A 21,003-nucleotide genomic window follows, 5' to 3' on the forward strand; every position below is an offset into this window, starting at 1 on the left:
TGACCCCACGCTTTACGCCGAAGCAAGCCCCGGGATTGGCGCAAGCGGCGCGTCGGTGCTAGAGCAGGGCGCAAATCGCGGCGCGTCCGGTAGCCGCTGCACAAACCTTCATCAGAGCCAAGCCCGTTCCAACATGCCCGATCATCAATATGTTCTGACCCTGTCCTGTCCGGATCGCCCCGGCATCGTCTCGGCGGTGTCGACCTTCCTGGCCCACAACGGACAGAACATTCTCGATGCCCAGCAGTTCGACGACATCGAGACCAAAAAGTTCTTCATGCGCGTGGTGTTCACCGCAGCCGATCTCGCCGTGGAACTGTCCGCGCTGCAGACCGGCTTCGCCGCGATCGCCGAGCGTTTCGGCATGGACTGGCAGATGCGCGATCGGGCGGCGCACCGCAAGGTGATGCTGCTGGTGTCGAAGTCGGACCACTGCCTGGTCGACATCCTCTATCGCTGGCGCACCGGCGAACTGCCGATGACGCTTGCTGCGATCGTCTCCAACCATCCGCGCGAGGTCTATGGCGGCCTCGATTTCGGGGATATCCCGTTCCACTATCTGCCCGTGACCAAGGAGACCAAGCGCGAGCAGGAGGGCCAGATCATGGACCTCGTGGATAACACGAAGACCGATCTCGTCGTGCTGGCCCGCTACATGCAAATCCTGTCGGACGATCTGTCGGCGAAGCTTTCGGGGCGCTGCATCAACATCCACCACTCGTTCCTGCCCGGCTTCAAGGGCGCAAAGCCCTATCACCAGGCTCATGAGCGCGGCGTCAAGCTGATCGGCGCCACCGCGCACTATGTCACGCGCGACCTGGACGAGGGCCCGATCATCGACCAGGACGTCGAGCGCATCAGCCATCGCGACACACCGGAGGATCTCGTCCGCAAGGGCCGTGACATCGAACGGCGGGTGCTGGCCCGCGCGATCCGCTACCATCTCGACGACCGCGTTATCCTCAACGGCCGCAAGACCGTTGTTTTCGTGGATTAAGGGGGCCTAACGCACCGCGCTGCCCGACGTCCCCGTCGCGGCCTTCTGCGCCTGCTCTTCCTTCTCGCGATCCGCCGCCGGCATCAGCCGCTTGCGTTCGCGTTCCTTCATGTAGGCGTCGTATTGCGGCGTGCCCGCCCGTGGCGGGGCATCGGCCGGCAGCCCGCCGGCCCATTGCGGGACGTAGTCGCCCATGCCGGCGGAGAGTCTTTCGTTGACGGTGCCGCAGCCCGCGAGGCTGGAGGCCAGCAAGGCAATGACGGCAGCGGTCGAGGGCAAACGGGTACGCATGAGCATCTTCTGGGTCGGACTGGACCAGGCGCGGCTGACGGGGCGCCCGATGGACGCGAACGGCGCACCTTAATCCTCAACAGGTAAAATTGGCCTATTCGGCGGCGAATTTGATTGTATACAAAAAGGTACAATAATACGCCAAAATCCGGTGTTGTTCGGCTCTCGCAAGCTGTTACGGTATACAATCCGTATTTCGGCCGGGCGGGGGTAACTTCGCCTTGGTTTGGCGAATGTTCGAATTCTGCAAAGTGGAGGCGGATTTATCCAACCACGGCGGCGCCGGGCGCTCTTAGACTGAGGCATGACGCGGAGGGGCAAGGTCGAGCAACAAAGGGCTTTGTTGTTGACAGCGCCATTTTATTTGTACAATCGTACAAATATCTCCCCTGCCGTCAATCCGATCGCGCGGCTTGCGCCGAATGGTCGCCCAACGTCCGATTGACAACGGGGTTGCGGAGGACGCCATGTTGCCGCGCGGCATGGCTTGTCCGTGGGTTTAGAGCGCGGCAAGGACCGGGTACTCGGTCTGGCGCACAACAGGTCAGGAATGACGGGGAGGGACATCTGATGTACGAACGCAGAATTTTTTCACGCACCTTAGCAGCAGCCGCCATCGCTGGCGTTGCAGGCCTTGCGCCCGCCAAAGCCGAGGACACCGTCAAGGTCGGCCTGATCCTGCCGATGACCGGCGGCCAGGCCTCGACCGGCAAGCAGATCGAAAATGCGATCAAGCTTTACATGCAGCAGAAGGGCGACACCGTCGCCGGCAAGAAGATCGAGATCATCCTCAAGGACGACGCCGCGATCCCGGATAAAACCAAGACCGCCGCGCAGGAGCTGATCGTCAACGACAAGGTCAACTTCATCGCAGGCTTCGGCGTGACACCGGCCGCGCTGGCGGCGGCGCCGCTGGCCACCCAGGCCAAGATTCCGGAGGTCGTGATGGCGGCCGGCACCTCCATCATCACAGAGCGTTCGCCCTATATCGTACGCACCAGCTTCACGCTGGCGCAGTCCTCGACCATCATTGGCGACTGGGCGGTGAAGAACGGCATCAAGAAGGTGGCGACGCTGACGTCCGACTACGCGCCGGGCAATGACGCGCTGAATTTCTTCAAGCAGAACTTCACCGCGGGCGGCGGCGAGGTGGTCGAGGAAGTCAAGACGCCGCTCGCCAATCCCGACTTCGCGCCGTTCCTGCAGCGCATGAAGGACGCCAAGCCCGATGCGATCTTCGTGTTCGTGCCGGCCGGCCAGGGCGGCAACTTCATGAAGCAGTATGCCGAGCGCGGCCTCGACAAGGCCGGCATCAAGGTGATCGGACCGGGCGACGTCACCGACGACGACCTGCTCAACAACATGGGTGACGCCGTGCTCGGCACGGTCACCGCGCATCTCTACTCGGCGGCGCACCCCTCGCAGATGAACAAGGATTTCGTCGCAGCCTACAAGAAGGCGTTCGGCAATCGTCCCGGCTTCATGGCGGTGAGCGGATATGACGGCATCCACCTGATCTACGAGGCGCTCAAGAAAACGAATGGCGACACCGATGGCACCAAGCTGGTCGAGGCCATGAAGGGGCAGAAGTGGGAGAGCCCGCGCGGCCCGATCTCGATCGACCCCGAGACCCGCGACATCGTGCAGAACATCTACATCCGCAAGGTCGAGAAGGTCGACGGCGAACTCTACAACGTCGAGTTCCAGACTTTCGAGGCCGTCAAGGATCTCGGGAAGACCAAGAAGTGACACGCTTGCTTCATCTCTCCCGCTTGCGGGAGAGATCGACGCGAAGCGTCGGGTGAGGGCTCTCTCCATAAAGGGACAGTCCCTTGGCGGAAACACCCGCTCCCCAGCCCTCTCCCGCAAGCGGGAGAGGGAGCAGCACGGCCCATTGCTATACCCGAGAATGATCCAAGACGCCTGATGACCTCGATCCTTACCAACCTGTTCGACGGCGTCGCCTACGGCATGCTGCTGTTCGTGCTCGCGTGCGGGCTCGCGGTCACGCTCGGATTGATGAACTTCGTCAATCTCGCCCATGGCGCCTTCGCCATGGCGGGCGGCTATGTCTGCATGGTGCTGGTCAACCGGATGGGCTGGCCGTTCTTTGCGGCGCTGCCGCTTGCTTTCGTCTCGTCAGCCGCGATCGGCATCGCGCTCGAGCGCACGCTCTACCGCCACCTCTACGCGCGCAGTCATCTCGACCAGGTGTTGTTCACCATCGGCCTGACCTTCATGTCGGTCGCCGCCGTCGACTATATCCAGGGCTCGTCGCGGGTCTTCATCAACCTGCCGGCCGCGCTCCAGGGCCAGTTCGATCTGTTCGGAGTCGGTATCGGACGCTACCGACTTATGATCATCGTGATCTGCGGCTTGCTCACCATCGGCCTCCAGATGGTTTTGGCCAAGACGCGTTTCGGCAGCCGGTTGCGCGCCGCCGTCGACGATCCGCGCGCCGCGAGCGGCCTCGGCATCAACGTCCCCCAAGTGTTCGCCTTCACCTTTGCCTTCGGATGCGGGCTCGCCGGCCTCGGCGGCGCGCTGAGCGCCGAGATCCTCGGCCTCGATCCTTACTTCCCGCTGAAGTTCATGATCTATTTCCTAATCGTGGTCACCGTCGGCGGCTCGACCTCGATCACCGGCCCGTTCTTGGCATCGCTCCTGCTCGGCATCGGCGACGTCGCCGGCAAATACTACGTGCCGAAGATGGGCCCGTTCGTGATCTATACCATGATGATCGTGATTCTGATCTGGCGCCCGAACGGCCTGTTCGGCCGCACGGCCGCGCGTTGAGTCCGCCGATGAGCGCTTCGTCCGACGTCGGATATCACGCCCAGCGCCAAGCGCGCTGGCACTACGGCGAGGTCGCCTTCTGGCTGATCGTGCTGGCCTGCGGCTTCGCATTTCCCTCGCGCTATCTGATCATGACCGACATCCTGCGGCTGGCGCTGTTTGCGATGTCGCTGGATCTCATCCTCGGCTATGCCGGCATCGTCTCGCTGGGACATGCCGCTTTCTTCGGCGTCGGCGCCTATGCGGCGGGGCTGCTCGCGCTTCATGGTATCGTCAACGAGCCCGTGCTGGCGCTGATTGCCGCCGGCCTTGCCGCGATGGTGCTCGGCTTTGCCACCAGCTTTCTGGTGATCCGCGGCGTCGATCTCACGCGGCTGATGGTGACGCTTGGCATCGCTTTGCTGCTGGAAGCGCTCGCCGAGCGCTTCTCCAACATCACCGGCGGCACCGACGGCCTGCAGGGCATCGAGATGCAGCCGATCCTCGGCGCGATCCCTTTCGACATGTTCGGCAAGGCCGGCTTCTTCTATTCACTCACCGTCCTGTTCCTGCTGTTCCTGTTCGCCCGCCGCGTCGTGCATTCGCCGTTCGGCCTGTCGCTGCGCGCAATCAAGAACAATCCGCTGCGCGCCGCCGCGATCGGCATCCCCGTCAATCGGCGCCTGGTCGCGATCTATACGCTCGCGGCATTCTATGCCGGCGTCGCGGGCGCGCTGTTCACCCAAACCACCGCGATCGCCTCGCTCGACGTCTTCGCCTTCGAGCGATCCGCCGACCTCATGCTGGTGCTGGTCATCGGCGGCACCGGTTATCTCTATGGCGGGCTGATCGGTGCGGTGATCTTCCGCATGCTCCAGGAAGTGTTCTCCACGATTACCCCGCAATACTGGCAGTTCTGGATCGGCCTCGTGCTGGTCGTGATCGTGCTGGTCGGGCGCCAGCGCCTGCATCGCTGGGTGCTGTACGTGCCGAACCTGATCATCAAGCAGGTTGCCGGTCGCAAGGCGGTCGTCGCCGTGCCGGAGAGCGACGCATGACCATCGCGCTCGAAACCCAGAACCTCGAAAAGCAATTCGGCGGCCTGCGGGTCACCCGCGATCTCTCCTTGAAGATCGAGCAGGGCGCCCGTCACGCGCTGATCGGTCCTAACGGCGCCGGCAAGACCACAGTGATCAATCAACTCACCGGTGTGCTCAAGCCCAACTCCGGCCGCATCCTGCTCGAAGGCCAGGACATCACCGATCTTCCCGTGCACAAACGCGTGCTGCGCGGCTTGTCGCGCACTTTCCAGATCAACCAGCTCTATCCTGACCTGACGCCGCTCGAGACCATTGGCCTCGCGGTCTCCGAGCGCCTCGGCCATGGCGGCGACTGGTGGCGGCGGATGGGCACGCGCAGCGACGTCAACGGTGAGATCGCCGATCTGCTCGCGCGCTTCCATCTGCTCGACGTCATGAACGAACAGACCGTGACGCTGCCCTATGGCAAGCAGCGCCTGCTCGAGATCGCGGTCGCGATCGCCGCCAAGCCGCGCGTGCTGCTGCTCGACGAGCCCGCCGCCGGCGTGCCGGAGAGTGAGCGCCACGACATCCTCGCGGTCGTCGGCAGCCTGCCGCGCGACGTCACCGTGCTCTTGATCGAGCACGACATGGACCTCGTGTTCTCCTTCGCCGACCGCATTTCCGTGCTGGTTTCGGGCGCGCTGCTCACCGAGGGCCCGCCCGAGCAGGTCGCGCGCGATCCGCAGGTCAAGGCGGTCTATCTCGGCGAGGAGGCAGTCAATGTCTGACCTGCTCGCGATCGATGCGTTGCGCGCCGGCTACGGCGAGGCGGTCGTGCTGCCCAACATGTCCTTGCGCCTCGCCGAGGGGCAGGTGCTGGCGCTGCTGGGCCGCAACGGCACCGGCAAGACCACGCTGATCAATTCGATCGTCGGCGTGACCCGCCGCTTCTCGGGCAGCGTGACGCTCGCCGGCGTCGATGTCACGTCGCTCCGGCCCGACCAGCGGGCACGCGCCGGCATTGGCTGGGTGCCGCAGGAGCGCAATATCTTTCGCTCGCTGACGGTCGAAGAGAACATGACCGCGGTCGCGCAGCCCGGTCCATGGACGGTCGAGAAGGTTTACGAGATGTTCCCGCGGCTGAAGGAGCGGCGGAGCAATTTCGGCAACCAACTCTCCGGCGGCGAGCAGCAGATGCTGGCGATCGGCCGCGCACTCACTCTCAACCCGAAAGTGCTGCTGCTGGACGAGCCGACCGAGGGCCTTGCTCCCATCATCGTCGAGGAGCTCTTGAAGGCGATCGGCAGCATCACGCGGGCAGGCGGCATCTGCTCGATCATCGTCGAACAGAATGCCCAAAAGATTCTGGGGCTGGCCGACCGCGTTGTGATATTGGAGCGCGGAACGATCGTCCACGACGCTCCGAGCGCCGCGCTGAAAACCGACCCTTCGGTCCTGGAACGCCATCTCGGCGTCGCCGGGGCGGCGGCTCACTAAATTAGAATGTCCAGGGAGTAAGACATGCAGCGAACCAAAGCCCCCTTCCGCGCCGACGAGGTCGGCAGTCTTCTGCGTCCGGCCAAGATCAAGGAAGCCCGTAGCCGGCTCGAGAAGGGCGAAATCTCGGCCGACGATCTGCGCAAGATCGAGGACATCGAGATCGAGAAGGTCGTGCACAAGCAGGCCTCGATCGGCCTGCAGCTCGCGACCGACGGCGAATTCCGCCGCTCCTGGTGGCATTTCGACTTCCTGGCCAAGCTTACCGGCTGCGAGCTGTTTCATCCCGACGCTGGCATCCAGTTCGCGGGCGTCGAGACCCGGCACGACGCTGTCCGGGTCATCGGCAAGCTCGACTTCCCCGCCGATCACCCGATGCTCGACCACTTCCGCTTCCTGAAGAAGGTCGCCGACCAAGCCCACGTCACCGCCAAGATGACGATCCCGTCGCCCGCGGTGCTGCATTTCCGCGGCGGCCGCAAGGCGATCTCGAAGGAGGTCTATCCCGATCTCGAGGCCTTCTACGAAGACCTCGGCAAGACCTATCGGAAAGCCGTCAAGGCCTTCTACGACGCAGGCTGCCGCTATCTCCAGTTCGACGACACTGTATGGGCTTATCTCTGCTCGCAGGACGAATTGCAGAAGGCGCGCGAGCGCGGCGACAATCCGGACGGTCTCCAGCAGATCTATGCCCGCATCATCAACTACGCGCTGGCCGAGAAGCCTGCCGACATGGTGGTGACGACGCATGTCTGCCGCGGCAATTTCCGCTCGACCTGGATTTCCTCGGGTGGCTACGAGCCGGTGGCCGAGACTATGCTCGCCGGCACCAATTACGACGGCTATTTTCTTGAGTACGACAGCGACCGCGCCGGCGGTTTCGAGCCGCTGCGCTTCCTGCCCAAGGGCAACAAGATCGTCGTAGTCGGCGTCATCACCTCGAAGTTCGGCGAGCTCGAAAAGAAAGACGACATCAAGCGCCGCCTGGAAGAAGCCGCCAAGTTCGCCCCGCTGGAGCAACTCGCGCTCTCGCCGCAATGCGGCTTTGCCTCGACCGAAGAGGGCAACGTCCTTTCCGAGGAAGAGCAGTGGGCGAAGCTCAGCCTTGCGGTCGAAATCGCCAAGGAAGTGTGGGGTAACTGAGGCGCTGCTAGCTGCGCTCGTGTCCCTGACGCGCAGCAACGCTCTAGCGTTGCTGCGCAGACCTGGGACTCATGCTGCTAACTTGCTCTTCGGAGATACAGGCCCGGCTCCACAGCGCACGGCTAAAGAAGCGCTGCGCCGCGTCCAGGCGCGAGCCCACCTTCATTTCTCCGCCAGATAAACCTCGCCCAGCAGCGACGAGTTCGACCACGGCACCTGCTTGTTCTTGGTGGACGAGACCACCTCGGCGCGCACCCGCGTCAGCATCTGCTGCACTTCCAGCCCGGGCGTGCCGAGATGGCGTGACAGCGCGGCGGAAAACGGCGAGTTGGCGCCTTCGCCGTCGAGCGCAACCTGTCCCGGCGCGGTGGCGAACGCGATCAATGTGCCTGCGCCCAAGGTCGCACCGGTGCCGAGACTCGTTGGCGCGGCGAGGCCCGAAGCGCCTTCGATGCCGCGATTGGCCCCGGCAGAAGCGACCTGTGGCGCCATCGGGTTGTTGCGGCAGGCATCGAAGATCAGAATGTTGGTTCGGACCTGGTCGTCGAGGCCGGCCATGATCGTGTCCATGTCGATCATAGCCTCGGTCATGGCCCTACCCGGCTTGAGCTCGACGTCGATGGGAATGAGATAGTTGCGGCCGTCGACCTGAACGCCGTGGCCGGCGTAATAGACTAACGCGACTTGCGCCCGCGCGGCCTCGCGCAGGAAGTCGCGTGTCATCTTCTGCATCGCGGCGCGGTCGAGATCGACGCCTTCCGACACGGTGAAGCCTATATCGCGCAGGCTCTTTGCGACGGCGCGTGCGTCGTTGGCCGGATTGGCCAGCGCCTTGACGTGCGCATAGGCGCCGTTGCCGATGATCAGCGCCATGCGTGCGCCGCGAGCGGCTGGCACAGGTGAGGGGAGCTGCGTTGCGCCCGTCTTCGGCTGCGGGGCGGGGGCCGCGGTCGGCTGCGTCGCCGGTGAGGGCGCATCGCGCGGGATCGGCGCGCTGGTCTCGCTCACCAGCGACAGCCGCACCTTGGCGGTGGCCTGATTGGCCTTGCTGCCGGCATCGGATGCTGGGATCGCGAGCGTCGCCTTGTAGTCTTCGCGAGCGCTTGCGTAGTCGCCCTTTGCTTCATAGGCCAGCGCACGATGGGTGTAGCCGGAGATCAGCACGCTGTTCGGCGGCGTCATGATATTGGCCGGCGGCTTTTCCCTGGCGAGCCGTATCGCCTCGCTGCCGTCGGCGATGGCGCGGTCGAGATCGCCCTTGGCCCGCCAGATCGCGGTGCGGTTGATCAGCGGCTGCGGCAGCGAGGGATCGAGCCGGATCGCCTGGTTGATATCGGCAAGTGCGCCGTCGAGATCGCCAAGGGCCTGTTTCGAGATGCCGCGGTTCTGGAACGAGAATGCCGCTTTTGGATCGGCCTTGATCGCCATGTCGTAGTCGGCAATGGCCTTCGCATAGTCGTGCTTGCCGCGCCAGGCGTTGCCTCGATTGTGGAAGATGGTGCCGCTGGGTGGTCCGAGCTTCAGCGCGTCGTCGAAGTCCGCAATCGCGATGTCGTGGTCGCCCTTGTCGTAATACGCCGATCCCCTGAGGTTGTAGGCAGCCTGGCTCGGCTGGAGCCGGATCGCTTCGGTGGCGTCGGTGATGACCTTCGCGTAGTCGCCCTTCTTGTTCCAGCCGACGGCGCGCCAGAAATGGATCGTCGCAAGCTGCTCGCCGCGAAAAACCTTCAACGCGATGATCTTGTTGCAGGCATCGATCATCTTGTCGGCCGGCGTCGTGTCGGTGGTGCAGAGCGGCCCGAGCTGGTTGCGCGACTGCGCGGCCGCGGGCGCGGTCCACAGGGTTGCGGCGAGCAGACAGAGCGCGACGAGCAGGCGGCGCATGGTGAAAGTCCCCCTCAACGAAAGCGCTCGTTAGTTGCCCGGGCTCACGCGCGGGTTCATGGGCTCCAGATGGCACAAGAGGCGGGAAGCGCCCTGTTTCTCTATTCCCTTGGTGGGCAGATTTTGCTAGGAGGCGAGTCCCACCTTATCTGCCCACCGCGTCCCACTCATGAAAAACGACGAAATCCTCAGCCAGATCACGGAGTTCTGCCGAAAGGCGGACATGGCGGAATCGACGTTTGGCCGGCGCGCGGTAAACGATGGGAAGCTGGTGCATCGCCTGCGCGAGGGCAAACGCATCACCATCGACACGCTTGACCGGATCCAGGCCTATATGGCGGCCTCGATGGCCGGGGGGGTGCCGCCGCCGCGGGGACTTCAGGTGCCGCCCGAAAAGCGCGACCCGCGCGGCAATTTCCGCTTCTTCGAGAACCGCCAGAAATACCTGCTCTTCGTCCACACCTGCAGCGAAAAGCGGGTGGTCGCCGACAGGGTCGCGCTGGAGCTTGCCTCCATCCATCCGCGCCCACCGGCCCTGCGCCTGTTCGACGCCGGCGTCGGCGACGGCACGGTGCTGGCGCGGGTGCTGCGCGCGACACACCAGCGCTACCCCCACATGCCATTTTACGTTGCCGGCAAGGAACTCAGCCTGGAGGATCTGCGCCTGACGTTGGAGAAGGTGCCGGACCGCATTTTCGAGCATCCGGCGTCGGTTTTCGTCTTCACCAACATGTTCTACTCGGAGGCGCCCTGGCTGACGCCGGCATCGCCCGCCGCGGCTGCGGCGACCGTTTGGCACGAGGTGCCGCTGCGGGGCGCCTCGTCAGGCGAGTTCGAGCAGCAGATCGCCGAACTCCGGCCATTCCTGGAGCAGAACTGGCGTGCCGCGATCAGTCCACGCACCGCCATGCCGCTGTACGAGCGGCCGGTGGTTCTGGTGCTCTACCGCGAGGATCACCGCTTCCTGCTCGATTCGACCATTCCGCGGCCGGGCCAGACCGAGGCCAATTTCGACCTCGTCATCGCGTCCCAGCCCTACCGGGCCCTGTCCTCGGTCAATTTCCGGGCCAAGCGGATCATCGCACCCCTGGCGCGGGCGCTTCGGCCGGGCGGACGGCTGATCGGAATCCATTCCCATGGCCAGGATCCGGGCATGGAAATGATCCAGGCGATCTGGCCCGGAGAAAATCCTTTCGCCGTGAGCCGTCATGAGTTATTGCGCGCCGTTAAGTATGAACTTGGTTCGTTGGGCCGCGACTTAAATTTTAACGCATATGCGGATAACCGCTCGATCTTCAGGTATGATATGGAAGCGCTGCCCAACGAGGTAACCGGCACCATCGGAACCTCGACGGCCTTTGCAGCGTGGAATGCGGCGGTGTATGTCGCTCAGATTGAGGACGACCGGTTGACAGAAATGACTCAAAACGGCCGGACTCTGGATGCCGCCAGGGACGTGCTGCGGAAGTACAACGGGCTCTGGTTTCTCGACGAATCCTACGTCATCTCGCGCCGGCGTGATTGACTTCATTCACAGGTAAATATCGCAAACGCCCGCCGGCTTAGTGGCGGAACAAGGGGTTACCGATGCGCGCGTCCTATCTCTTCACCAGCGAGTCCGTGTCCGAGGGTCATCCGGACAAGGTGTGCGACCGGATTTCCGACGAGATCGTCGATCTGTTCTACCGCGAAGGGCCGAAGGCCGGCATCGACCCCTGGCAGATCCGCGCCGCCTGCGAGACGCTCGCGACCACCAACAAGGTGGTGATCGCCGGTGAGACCCGCGGTCCGAAGTCGGTGACCAATGAGCAGATCGAGGGCGTCGTCCGCGGCGCGATCAAGGACATCGGCTACGAGCAGGAAGGCTTCCACTGGAAGACCTGCGACATCGAGATCCTGCTGCATCCGCAGTCGGCCGACATCGCCCAGGGCGTCGATGCGTTGCAGCCGGGCGAGGTCAAGGAAGAGGGCGCAGGCGACCAGGGCATCATGTTCGGTTACGCCACCAACGAGACGCCCGATCTGATGCCGGCGCCGATCTTCTACGCCCACAAGATCCTGCGCTTGATCTCCGAAGCCCGTCACTCCGGCAAGGAGAAGGTGCTCGGTCCGGACTCCAAGAGCCAGGTCACCGTGCAGTACGAGAACGGCAAGCCGGTCGGCGTGCGCGAGATCGTGGTCTCGCACCAGCACCTGATCGAGGACATCTCGTCCAAGCAGATCCGTGACATCGTCGAGCCCTATGTGCGCGAGGCGTTGCCGAAGGACTGGATCACGCCGAAGACGATCTGGCACATCAATCCGACCGGCAAGTTCTTCATCGGCGGTCCCGACGGCGACTCCGGCCTGACCGGCCGCAAGATCATCGTCGACACCTACGGCGGCGCGGCTCCGCATGGCGGCGGCGCGTTCTCCGGCAAGGATCCGACCAAGGTCGACCGCTCGGCGGCCTATGCCGCACGTTACGTCGCCAAGAACATCGTTGCCGCCGGTCTTGCCGACCGCTGCACGCTGCAGCTCGCCTACGCCATCGGCGTGGCGCGTCCGCTGTCGATCTACATCGACACCCACGGCACGGGTAAGGTGCCGGAGGAGCAGCTTGAGAAGGCGGCGGCGCAGGCGATGGATCTGACGCCCCGCGGCATTCGTACCCATCTCGACCTCAATCGCCCGATCTACGCGCGCACCTCGGCCTACGGCCATTTCGGCCGCACGCCGGACAACGAGGGCGGCTTCTCCTGGGAGAAGACCGATCTCTTCGAGCAGCTTAAGCGTGCGCTCTAAGTCACTTGCGTCGTTCCGGGGCGCCGCAACAGCGGCGATCCCGGAATCTCGAACCGCTGGATTCCGGGTTCGTTCGTTTCTCGAGCGTCCGGAATGACGAGCCAAACAAACAGGAACCCACCATGAACGCGAAGCCCGGCTTCACCGATTACATCGTCAAGGACATTTCGCTCGCCGATTTCGGCCGCAAGGAGCTCTCGCTCGCAGAGACCGAGATGCCCGGCCTGATGGCAACCCGCGAGGAGTACGGCCCGAAGCAGCCGCTGAAGGGCGCGCGCATCGCCGGCTCGCTGCACATGACGATCCAGACCGGCGTGCTGATCGAGACGCTGGCAGCCCTCGGCGCCGACATCCGCTGGGTCTCCTGCAACATATATTCGACGCAGGACCACGCGGCGGCGGCGATCGCGGCAGCCGGCATTCCGGTGTTCGCGGTCAAGGGCGAGACGCTGGCCGAGTACTGGGACTACACCGCAAAGCTGTTCGACTGGCACGGCGGCGGCCACCCGAACATGATCCTCGACGACGGTGGTGATGCCACCATGTACGTTCATCTCGGCCTGCGCGCCGAGAAGGGCGATACCGCCTTCCTCGACAAGCCCGGTTCGGAAGAAGAGGAAGTCTTCTTCGCGCTCTTGAAGAAGCAGCTCAAGGAGAAGCCGAAGGGCTATTTCGCTGCCATCGCCGAGAGCATCAAGGGCGTCTCCGAAGAGACCACCACGGGCGTGCATCGTCTCTATGACATGCAGAAGGCCGGTACGCTGCTGTGGCCCGCCATCAACGTCAACGACAGCGTCACCAAGTCGAAGTTCGACAACCTCTATGGCTGCCGTGAATCGCTGGTCGACGGCATCCGCCGCGGCACCGACGTGATGATGTCGGGCAAGGTCGCGATGGTCGCCGGCTTCGGCGACGTCGGCAAGGGTTCGGCGGCCTCGCTGCGCCAGGCCGGCTGCCGCGTGATGGTGTCGGAAGTCGATCCGATCTGCGCGCTGCAGGCCGCGATGGAAGGCTACGAAGTCGTGACCATGGAAGACGCGGCTCCCCGTGCCGACATCTTCGTTACCGCGACCGGCAACAAGGACATCATCACCATCGAGCACATGCGCGCGATGAAGGATCGCGCCATCGTCTGCAACATCGGTCACTTCGACAACGAGATCCAGATCGCGGGTCTGCGTAACCTGAAGTGGACCAACGTCAAGCCGCAGGTCGACGAAATCGAATTCCCCGACAAGCACCGCATCATTCTGTTGTCGGAAGGCCGCCTCGTGAACCTTGGCAACGCGATGGGACATCCGTCCTTCGTGATGTCGGCCTCCTTCACCAACCAGACGCTGGCGCAGATCGAGCTTTACGCCAACAACAAGGACGGCAAGTACAAGAAGGAAGTGTACGTGCTGCCGAAGTCGCTCGACGAGAAGGTCGCGCGTCTTCACCTTGCCAAGATCGGCGTCAAGCTCACCGAGCTCCGCAAGGACCAGGCCGACTACATCGGCGTCAAGCAGGAAGGTCCGTACAAGTCGGACCATTACCGCTACTGATCCGCTGATCGCTCTATCATCGATGCAAAGCCCTGGAGCGATCCAGGGCTTTGTTGTATCGGCGCATGGAATTCAACTCGCTTTGCGGTTGTCGCGGAGCCGATTGCCAATTGACGGCCACCAGCCATGGGCGGACAATCCGCCCCGGCGGAGGAAAACATGCAACAAGAACATTTCGACGTCCTCATCGTCGGTGCCGGGCTATCCGGCATCGGCGCGGGCTATCATTTGCAAACGAAGTGCCCCACCAAGAGTTACGTGATCCTCGAGGGGCGCGACTGCATCGGTGGCACCTGGGACTTGTTCCGTTATCCCGGCATCCGCTCGGATAGCGACATGTTCACGCTCGGCTATTCCTTCAAGCCGTGGACCGACCCGAAGGCCATCGCCGACGGGCCGCAGATCCTGAACTACGTGCGCGAGACCGCGGCCGAGAACGGCATCGATAAGCACATCCGCTTCCATCATCGCGTCAAGCGCGCTTTGTGGTCGACGCCGGACGCACGCTGGACCATCGAAGCCGAGCGCAGCACGGGCGAGGGCGCCACCGAGCTGGTGCGCTTCACCTGCAATTTCCTGTTCATGTGCTCGGGCTATTACAAATACGAGGCGGGCTACACGCCGGAGTTCAAGGGCTCCGCCGATTTTGCTGGCCGCATCGTCCATCCGCAGAAATGGACCGAGGATATCGACTATGCGGGCAAGCGCGTCGTGGTGATCGGCTCGGGCGCGACCGCGGTCACGCTGGTGCCGGAGCTCGCCAAGAAGGCGGCGCAGGTCACCATGCTGCAGCGCTCGCCGACCTATGTGGTGTCTCGCCCGGCGCAGGATCCCGTCGCAAACAAGATCCGCCGTAATCTGCCGACGCGGCTTGCCTATCATGTCATTCGCTGGCGCAACGTGATGTGGGGAATGTTCTTCTTCCAGCTCAGCCGTCGCCGTCCTGCGAAGGTCAAGGAGCTGGTCCTCAAGGGCGTGCAGATGGCGCTCGGCCCGGACTACGATGTCGCAACCCATTTCACGCCGCGCTACAATCCCTGGGACCAGCGGCTGTGCCTGGTGCCCGACGGCGATCTGTTCAAGGCAATCCGCGAACAGCGCGCCTCCGTCGTCACCAGCGAGATCGACACGTTCACGCACGACGGCATCCGTCTCAAGGACGGCCGCGAGCTTGCGGCCGACATCATCGTGACGGCGACCGGGCTGGTGCTGCAGGTCGTCGGCGGTCTCGACGTCAGTGTCGACGGCCGCGCCGTCGATTTCGCCAATACGCTGACCTACAAGGGCATGATGTATGCCGACGTGCCCAACATGGCCTCGGCGTTCGGCTACACCAATGCATCCTGGACGCTGAAATGCGATCTCACCTGCGAATATGTCTGCCGTCTCATCAACTACATGGACCGGCACAATTTCCGCCAGTGCATGCCGCATAATGACGACCCGGAGGTCACGGCACAGCCGTCGCTGGATTTCACCTCGGGCTATGTGCAGCGCTCGGTGGCCAAGATGCCGAAGCAGGGTTCGAAGCAGCCGTGGCGGCTGTACCAGAACTACGCGCTCGACATCGTCTCCTTGCGCTTCGGCCGGATCGACGACGGCGTGATGCGCTATTCCTGATCACGCCGCGGCTGCATCTATGCCTTGCGCGGAGTGAGCGCGAGGCCATGGTCGATCGCCAGGGCCAGCACTACCGCCGCACCGCCGAGTCCGAACAGGACCAGATAGTTGCCACCGGTCTGCGCATAGATCCACGAGAACGCGTAGGCCGCGGCCGCCTGGAACAGCGCAAAGCTCGTCGTGGCGTGGCTCCAGGTCGCGCGTTGTTGTTCGGCCGAATGCGGCACGAGCTCGTGGATCCGCCCGAGCACCAGGGGCACGATGCCCGGCGTGAACCCGCCCACCACAACACTCGATACGATCAGCGAAACCGGCGCGGTGCTGACGGTCGGCAGCAGCACCGCAGCCGCCTCGATCAGGAAAGCCGCGCGCAACGCCGGTCCGAATCCGGACCGGTCGCCGAGATGGCCGGTGACCAGCGGACCGGCGATCGCGCCGAGGCCGTAAAGCACCCAATAGTGCGATCCCGCGGCAATTCCCTGGCCAAGGCCACGGGCCACAAAGTCGACGATGAAAACCATGTGCGGCACCAGCGCCACCGCATTGAGACCGTACTGAACCAGCAGCGCACAGGCGGCGGGCGAGGTGCGATGGGACTTTGCCTGATGCGACGGAGCCGCATTGCCCTTGGCGTCAGCAGGCCAGTTCCACCAGCTCGCGAGCGTGAGCACGGCGGAGAGCGCGCCGAGCCCATACCAGCTCTGCTGCAGGCCCTGTTGCAGCAAGAGCGGCACCAGCGTGCCCGATGCTGCGACCCCAAGGCCGACGCCGGCAAAGATCACGCCGCCGATGATGCCGCGTCGTGCGGGCGAGGTATGCGGCAGAATGACGGAAGCCGCCAGCACCATGATGATGCCGCCGGTGAAACCTGACAGAAATCGCCAGGCGAAGAACCAAGTAAACGACACCGGCGCTGAGCTGGCGAAGAAGCAGAGGGTCGCCAGCAGCATCATCGCTCGCAGCGCAGGGACCGCGCCGATCCGCGAAGCGACGGCCCGCGCGGCGAGCGCGCCGGCCAGATAGCCGGCAAGGTTCGCCGCACCGAGATAGACGACGTCTGATGCGCTGAACCATTTTGCCGCGATCAGGGCCGGGATCAGTGGGGTATAGGAAAATCGGGCGAGGCCAAGGCCGACCAGTGATGCGGACAATCCTGCCGCGGCATATCGCCAGGTTCCTTGGGACGTTGATCCTGAGTTTGATCCCGGCTGCAGGTGCAGCCGCGTCTCGACCCGTTGCTTCATATCTGCTTTGGCCATGTCATCCTCCTGCGCGCTCAATGGCGCGCGGATCATCCGGTCCGGGCGCGGCGGCGTCGGAATTCCGGTACGGGCAGGCCGCCCCAGCCCCAATTGTCCAGGTCGACTTCCTCGATCACGACGAAGGTGGAATCCAGCGGCTTGCCGAGCACGTCGAGCAGCAGCTGGCTCGATCCCTTGATCAGGGCGGCCTTTTCCTCCGCGGTGATCGACGCCGCTCCCGGCGTCGTTCCCTCGCGGGTCACTTGAATGGTGACGATGGGCATCGTGTTTGTCCTCGGCTCAATGGCCGGCGCTCTGGCCGCCGTCGACATGCAGGATTTCGCCGGTGACGAAGGGGGCGCCCTCGAGATAGAGCACGGCGTCGACGATGTCGGACATCTCGCCCATATGGCCGACCGGATGCAGCGCGCTGAGCTGGGCATGCGTTTCTAGCGGATGCATCGGCGACTTGATGATGCCGGGAGATACCGCGTTGACGCGGATGCCGCGCTTGGCATATTCGATCGCGAGCGACTTGGTCGCGGCGCTCAGTCCGCCCTTGCTCAGCGAGGCCAGCACCGAGGGTACGTTCGAGTTCGCCTGATCGACCAGGGTTGTGGTGATCTGGACGACGTGGCCAGAACCTTGCTTCTCCATCTCGGCGATGGCGAGCTGCGTGACGTTGAAGAAGCCCGCGACATTGGTCCCCATCACCGCCGCGTAGTCTTCGGCCGTGTACTGCGTGAACGGCTTTGCGACGAAGATGCCGGCATTGTTCACCAGCGTGTCGACCCGGCCGAAGCGGCCGACGGCTTGCGAGACCACGCGTTCAGCGGTGGCTCTATCCGAGATGTCGCCGGGAACGGCGAGAACATCGTCGTCGCCCGACGGCTTGATCGAGCGGGCCGTTGCCACGACGCGGTAGTTGCGATCACGAAAGCCCTTGACCAGGGCGGCGCCGATGCCCTGCGATGCCCCGGTGATGATGGCGACCTTCTGTTCGATACCCATGACGGGCTCCTGTTGTTGGCTTGAAAACCTGAGCCAGCAACGGCTGGCCTGGCGTGTGAGGTACGCTCCAGTGGCCCGCCTGCGAATACACGTTGTCCGGCAGACACTGTTACGTGGCGCGAACGAATGCCGGATCTGGCCTTGGCACCGGTTGTCGTGGCGGAGATGAACGCCTAGCTTGTCCCCGGAATTTGAAGGGGCGACGGGAAGGCATGGATCGTCTGGATGCGATGAATGTGTTCGTCCTCGCGGTGGACCAGGGAAGCCTCGCGGCCGCAGGGCGCAAGCTTGGCCGCTCACCGGCAGCGGTCAGCCGCGCCATCGCTTTCCTGGAAGAGCGGGTCGGCGCCGAGCTGCTGCACCGGACGACGCGGTCGATCAAGCTGAGCGAGGAGGGCGAGCGCTATCTCGCAATCTGCCGCCGCGTACTCGCGGAACTGGAAGAGGCCGACGACATTGCCGCCGGACCGCGCACAGCGCCGCGCGGCCTGCTGACGATCACCGCTCCTGTTGTGTCCGGCGAGATGGTGCTGCGGCCGATCCTCGATGCGTTTCTCGATGCCTATCCGGCCGTGTCGGCAAAGCTTCTGCTGTTCGACCGTGCGGTCAACCTGATCGAGGAAGGCGTCGATGTCGCGCTCCGCATCGGGCCTCTCGCGGATTCGGCGATGGTGGCGATACGGGTCGGCGAGATCAGCCGCGTGGTCGTGGCGGCGCCGCGCTATCTCAAGCAGCACCCGCGCATCACCGAGCCCGGCGATCTTGCCAAACATCAGATCGTGGCGATGGCGCATCTTCCGAATTCCTGGACCTTCATGCCGCAGCCGGGCTCCTCGGCGGCCCGGACGGTGCAGTTTAGTCCGCGCCTCGTCGTCAACAGCACCTATGCGGCGGTGGCCTCCGCCGTCGCCGGGCGCGGGGTAGCGCGGATGTATTCCTACCAGGTGGCGGAGGAGGTCGCGCGCGGCGAGCTCGAGATCGTGCTGGCCGGCGACGAGGATCCGGAGATGCCCGCGCATTTGATCTGCCCACAGGGCAGGCTCTCGGTGCCCAAGGTGCGTGCCTTCGCCGACTTCGCAGCGCCGCGGCTGAAGAAGCAATTTGCCCAGCTCAAGAAGAGCATGGCTGCGCGATGAGCCGCTGCACTCTCGGCAATGCGTTGTTTTGCGTATACGGGCACCGGGCTGAATCAGCCATGCTGCCCGAACGGTTAACGCCGGATTAACCGGTGAGTCCTAGCCTGTTTTGGCCGGGTTACTCGCAAGGCCGAGGTGAGCCCAATGGAAGCCCAGAAGATCGCGGTCGACGCCGTCGTCGCGTTGACCGATTGTGACCGCGACGCCGTCATCGCCTTCATCCGCCGGCTCTATCTTGCCGGCGTCAAGGATCCCAAGCGCCTGACATTCAAGGGTCTCCAGGCGCTGTCCCGGGCGTGATTGAGCTCGTTTCGACCAGTATAAACCCGGATTCCGTACTTCCGATCTCCTCAGCGTGATTGCAACCCAGCGGTGAATATCTTGCCGCTCGGTCCGGGCCGAGGTAGATCACGTTCCCGGCTGGGTCAGTCGGGAACTGGGGAAATGTTGAAACAGCTTTTTGCGCCGCAACTTGTCATCCTTTATGTGCTGGCGGCCTCGACGATTTACGTTCACTTCCGCGGCAAACAGCGACTGCGCTTTGCGCGCCAGCTCGGCGATCACTCGACCTATCTCGCGCCCTACAATGTCCTGATGTATGCGGGCTCGGCGGTGCCGAACAAGCCGGTGATCCCGGTCGAGCAATTTCCCGAGCTGAAACCCCTCAGCGAGAATTGGGAGATGATCCGCGACGAGGCCGTGCGTCTGTTCGACGAGGGCTTCATCCGCGCGGCCGCGAAGAACAACGACTGGGGCTTCTATTCGTTTTTCAAGAGCGGCTGGAAGCGGTTTTACCTGAAATGGTACGACGACTTTCTGCCGTCGGCGAACACGCTGTGCCCGAAGACGGTGGAGCTGCTGAAGTCGATCCCGAGCGTGCATGGCGCGATGTTTGCGATGCTGCCGCCGGGCGGCAGGCTCGGCGCGCACCGCGATCCCTTTGCCGGCTCGCTGCGCTATCACCTCGGCCTCGTTACGCCGAACTCGAACAAGTGCCGCATCCTGGTCGACGGCGTCGAATGCGTCTGGCGCGACGGCGAGGCCTTCATGTTCGACGAGACCTTCATCCACAGCGCCGAGAACGCGACCGACGTCAACCGCATCATCCTGTTCTGCGACGTCGAGCGCCCGATGAAGTACGGCTTCATGACCGCGATTAACCGCTGGGTCAGCCATCACATCGTCAAGGCATCGGCAACCCAGAACGTCGATGGCGAGCACGTGGGCGTGCTCAACAAGGTGTTCGGGAAGCTCTACGAGATCCATCTCGGCAGCCGCAAGGTCAAGGAGTGGAACCGCAACGTCTACTACACGCTGAAGTATTCGCTGACCGCGCTGATCCTCGGCCTCATCGTCTATTCGGCGTTGAGTTGAATCTGAACGCGCCGGACCAGGCGGCCGGCCCCGCCTAGTGATGATGTTTGTGGCCTGCGCGGGTGTCGGGGCTCTGGTTTTGATAACCTCGCAGCTCCGCGTATCGCTGCATTTGGCCCGGGGCCAGCAATGCCGCTGTCGCCAGATGGTACTTGAGGTGGCTCTCACGGAGCTTCCCCTGCGTTTCGGCGATGGCCGCGATGCTGGCCTTGAGCGATTCCGACGTGACCGCTCGGGAGGAGAATAGGTCCTCAAGTGCTCTCTCCTGATCGACGAGCTTTTTGCCCAGCGGAATGGCTTCCTGTTTCATGGCTTCGAACAACCGCCGGACCTCGGCGCGTTGATCGGCGGTCAAGTCGAGACGATCACCGAGTTCGAGCACGTGGCTGGGACCCGGATATCCATTGAGCTCTGCAGCAAGCGCCAACCCCATCCCGCGCCCGGCGCGAAGGTCGTCGACCTGCTGCTGCGACAGCGTCTTGATGGGGCGCCCTTCGAGGCCGGCATAGGGTTGACTGGACTGTGCACCGGCTGCGTTGCCGGTGAGCAGGAGAATAACTGCGAGCAAAAGCATGCGGTTCATGAATCTGGCTCCATCGGACGCGGTCCTGATCATACCTTATTGCGATCATCAATCCCGAACGCCAAATCTTGCTGGATGCGCCGGCTCGTGGCAACAAAGAT

Annotated in this window: 20 protein-coding genes; 14 read left to right on the forward strand and 6 right to left on the reverse strand. The window is 63.6% G+C overall.

What is annotated here, in order from left to right; translation table 11 throughout:
- Positions 1-133 precede the first annotated feature (133 nt).
- On the forward strand, positions 134-997 hold the full coding sequence (gene purU, locus JQ580_RS32095; RefSeq protein WP_212285119.1) for a formyltetrahydrofolate deformylase: 864 nt from the start codon (positions 134-136) through the stop codon (positions 995-997).
- A 6-nt stretch (positions 998-1,003) separates the two neighbouring features.
- Here purU and JQ580_RS32100 read toward each other — a convergent pair whose 3' ends face one another.
- Complete coding sequence (locus JQ580_RS32100) at positions 1,004-1,294, reverse strand: hypothetical protein (protein WP_212285121.1); 291 nt, start codon at positions 1,292-1,294, stop codon at positions 1,004-1,006.
- Between the two features lie 564 nt (positions 1,295-1,858).
- On the opposite strand from JQ580_RS32100, the gene JQ580_RS32105 reads away from it, so the two are divergent.
- The 6 genes from JQ580_RS32105 to JQ580_RS32130 all read left to right on the forward strand — a co-directional run bounded on the left by JQ580_RS32105 (position 1,859) and on the right by JQ580_RS32130 (position 7,725).
- A complete protein-coding gene (locus tag JQ580_RS32105) occupies positions 1,859-3,037 on the forward strand; it encodes an ABC transporter substrate-binding protein (RefSeq protein ID WP_212285123.1) in 1,179 nt (392 codons plus the stop codon).
- Between the two features lie 177 nt (positions 3,038-3,214).
- A complete protein-coding gene (locus JQ580_RS32110) occupies positions 3,215-4,084 on the forward strand; it encodes a branched-chain amino acid ABC transporter permease (RefSeq protein WP_212285125.1) in 870 nt (289 codons plus the stop codon).
- Between the two features lie 8 nt (positions 4,085-4,092).
- Positions 4,093-5,121 carry a branched-chain amino acid ABC transporter permease gene (locus JQ580_RS32115; RefSeq protein WP_212285127.1) on the forward strand — a complete coding sequence of 343 codons (1,029 nt, stop codon included), beginning with the start codon at positions 4,093-4,095 and terminating at the stop codon, positions 5,119-5,121.
- On the forward strand, positions 5,118-5,873 hold the full coding sequence (locus JQ580_RS32120) for an ABC transporter ATP-binding protein (protein WP_094891507.1): 756 nt from the start codon (positions 5,118-5,120) through the stop codon (positions 5,871-5,873). Before JQ580_RS32115 ends, JQ580_RS32120 begins: the two co-directional genes overlap by 4 nt.
- Positions 5,866-6,582, forward strand: a complete 717-nt coding sequence (locus JQ580_RS32125; protein ID WP_212285129.1) for an ABC transporter ATP-binding protein — start codon at positions 5,866-5,868, stop codon at positions 6,580-6,582. Before JQ580_RS32120 ends, JQ580_RS32125 begins: the two co-directional genes overlap by 8 nt.
- A 24-nt stretch (positions 6,583-6,606) precedes the next feature.
- Positions 6,607-7,725 carry a cobalamin-independent methionine synthase II family protein gene (locus JQ580_RS32130; RefSeq protein ID WP_212285131.1) on the forward strand — a complete coding sequence of 373 codons (1,119 nt, stop codon included), beginning with the start codon at positions 6,607-6,609 and terminating at the stop codon, positions 7,723-7,725.
- Between the two features lie 162 nt (positions 7,726-7,887).
- Here JQ580_RS32130 and JQ580_RS32135 read toward each other — a convergent pair whose 3' ends face one another.
- Positions 7,888-9,609 (reverse strand): caspase family protein, encoded by a 1,722-nt coding sequence (locus JQ580_RS32135; protein WP_212285133.1) that lies wholly within the window; start codon positions 9,607-9,609, stop codon positions 7,888-7,890.
- Positions 9,610-9,778: 169 nt separating this feature from the next.
- Here JQ580_RS32135 and JQ580_RS32140 point away from each other — a divergent pair, with 169 nt between their 5' ends.
- From JQ580_RS32140 to JQ580_RS32155, 4 genes are all read left to right on the forward strand, one after another.
- The gene (locus JQ580_RS32140) at positions 9,779-11,134 is read left to right on the forward strand and encodes a hypothetical protein (RefSeq protein WP_106951555.1); all 1,356 of its coding nucleotides are present in this window, start codon (positions 9,779-9,781) and stop codon (positions 11,132-11,134) included.
- Between the two features lie 62 nt (positions 11,135-11,196).
- Positions 11,197-12,393, forward strand: a complete 1,197-nt coding sequence (metK, locus tag JQ580_RS32145; RefSeq protein WP_212285135.1) for a methionine adenosyltransferase — start codon at positions 11,197-11,199, stop codon at positions 12,391-12,393.
- Positions 12,394-12,515: 122 nt separating this feature from the next.
- Positions 12,516-13,937 (forward strand): adenosylhomocysteinase, encoded by a 1,422-nt coding sequence (ahcY, locus tag JQ580_RS32150; RefSeq protein ID WP_212285137.1) that lies wholly within the window; start codon positions 12,516-12,518, stop codon positions 13,935-13,937.
- A gap of 159 nt (positions 13,938-14,096) precedes the next feature.
- A complete protein-coding gene (locus JQ580_RS32155) occupies positions 14,097-15,557 on the forward strand; it encodes a flavin-containing monooxygenase (protein ID WP_212285139.1) in 1,461 nt (486 codons plus the stop codon).
- Positions 15,558-15,574: 17 nt separating this feature from the next.
- Here JQ580_RS32155 and JQ580_RS32160 read toward each other — a convergent pair whose 3' ends face one another.
- From JQ580_RS32160 to JQ580_RS32170, 3 genes are read right to left on the reverse strand one after another with little or no spacing between them, the layout of a single operon-like run.
- Positions 15,575-16,816: a YbfB/YjiJ family MFS transporter gene (locus JQ580_RS32160; protein ID WP_212285141.1), complete on the reverse strand. Its 1,242-nt coding sequence runs from the start codon at positions 16,814-16,816 to the stop codon at positions 15,575-15,577.
- A 32-nt stretch (positions 16,817-16,848) separates the two neighbouring features.
- Complete coding sequence (locus tag JQ580_RS32165; protein WP_212285143.1) at positions 16,849-17,082, reverse strand: tautomerase family protein; 234 nt, start codon at positions 17,080-17,082, stop codon at positions 16,849-16,851.
- 16 nt (positions 17,083-17,098) lie between these two features.
- The gene (locus JQ580_RS32170) at positions 17,099-17,809 is read right to left on the reverse strand and encodes an SDR family NAD(P)-dependent oxidoreductase (protein WP_212285145.1); all 711 of its coding nucleotides are present in this window, start codon (positions 17,807-17,809) and stop codon (positions 17,099-17,101) included.
- 212 nt (positions 17,810-18,021) lie between these two features.
- Here JQ580_RS32170 and JQ580_RS32175 point away from each other — a divergent pair, with 212 nt between their 5' ends.
- The 3 genes from JQ580_RS32175 to JQ580_RS32185 all read left to right on the forward strand — a co-directional run bounded on the left by JQ580_RS32175 (position 18,022) and on the right by JQ580_RS32185 (position 20,319).
- On the forward strand, positions 18,022-18,945 hold the full coding sequence (locus tag JQ580_RS32175) for a LysR family transcriptional regulator (RefSeq protein WP_212285147.1): 924 nt from the start codon (positions 18,022-18,024) through the stop codon (positions 18,943-18,945).
- A gap of 144 nt (positions 18,946-19,089) precedes the next feature.
- Complete coding sequence (locus JQ580_RS32180; RefSeq protein ID WP_212285149.1) at positions 19,090-19,245, forward strand: hypothetical protein; 156 nt, start codon at positions 19,090-19,092, stop codon at positions 19,243-19,245.
- A gap of 144 nt (positions 19,246-19,389) precedes the next feature.
- Entirely contained in the window at positions 19,390-20,319 is a 930-nt protein-coding gene (locus JQ580_RS32185) for an aspartyl/asparaginyl beta-hydroxylase domain-containing protein (protein WP_212285151.1), read from the forward strand.
- 34 nt (positions 20,320-20,353) lie between these two features.
- Here JQ580_RS32185 and JQ580_RS32190 read toward each other — a convergent pair whose 3' ends face one another.
- A complete protein-coding gene (locus tag JQ580_RS32190) occupies positions 20,354-20,902 on the reverse strand; it encodes a Spy/CpxP family protein refolding chaperone (RefSeq protein ID WP_212285153.1) in 549 nt (182 codons plus the stop codon).
- Between the last annotated feature and the right edge of the window lie 101 nt (positions 20,903-21,003).

The organism is Bradyrhizobium sp. SZCCT0148, from assembly GCF_018129985.1.
Lineage (GTDB): Bacteria > Pseudomonadota > Alphaproteobacteria > Rhizobiales > Xanthobacteraceae > Bradyrhizobium > Bradyrhizobium japonicum_H.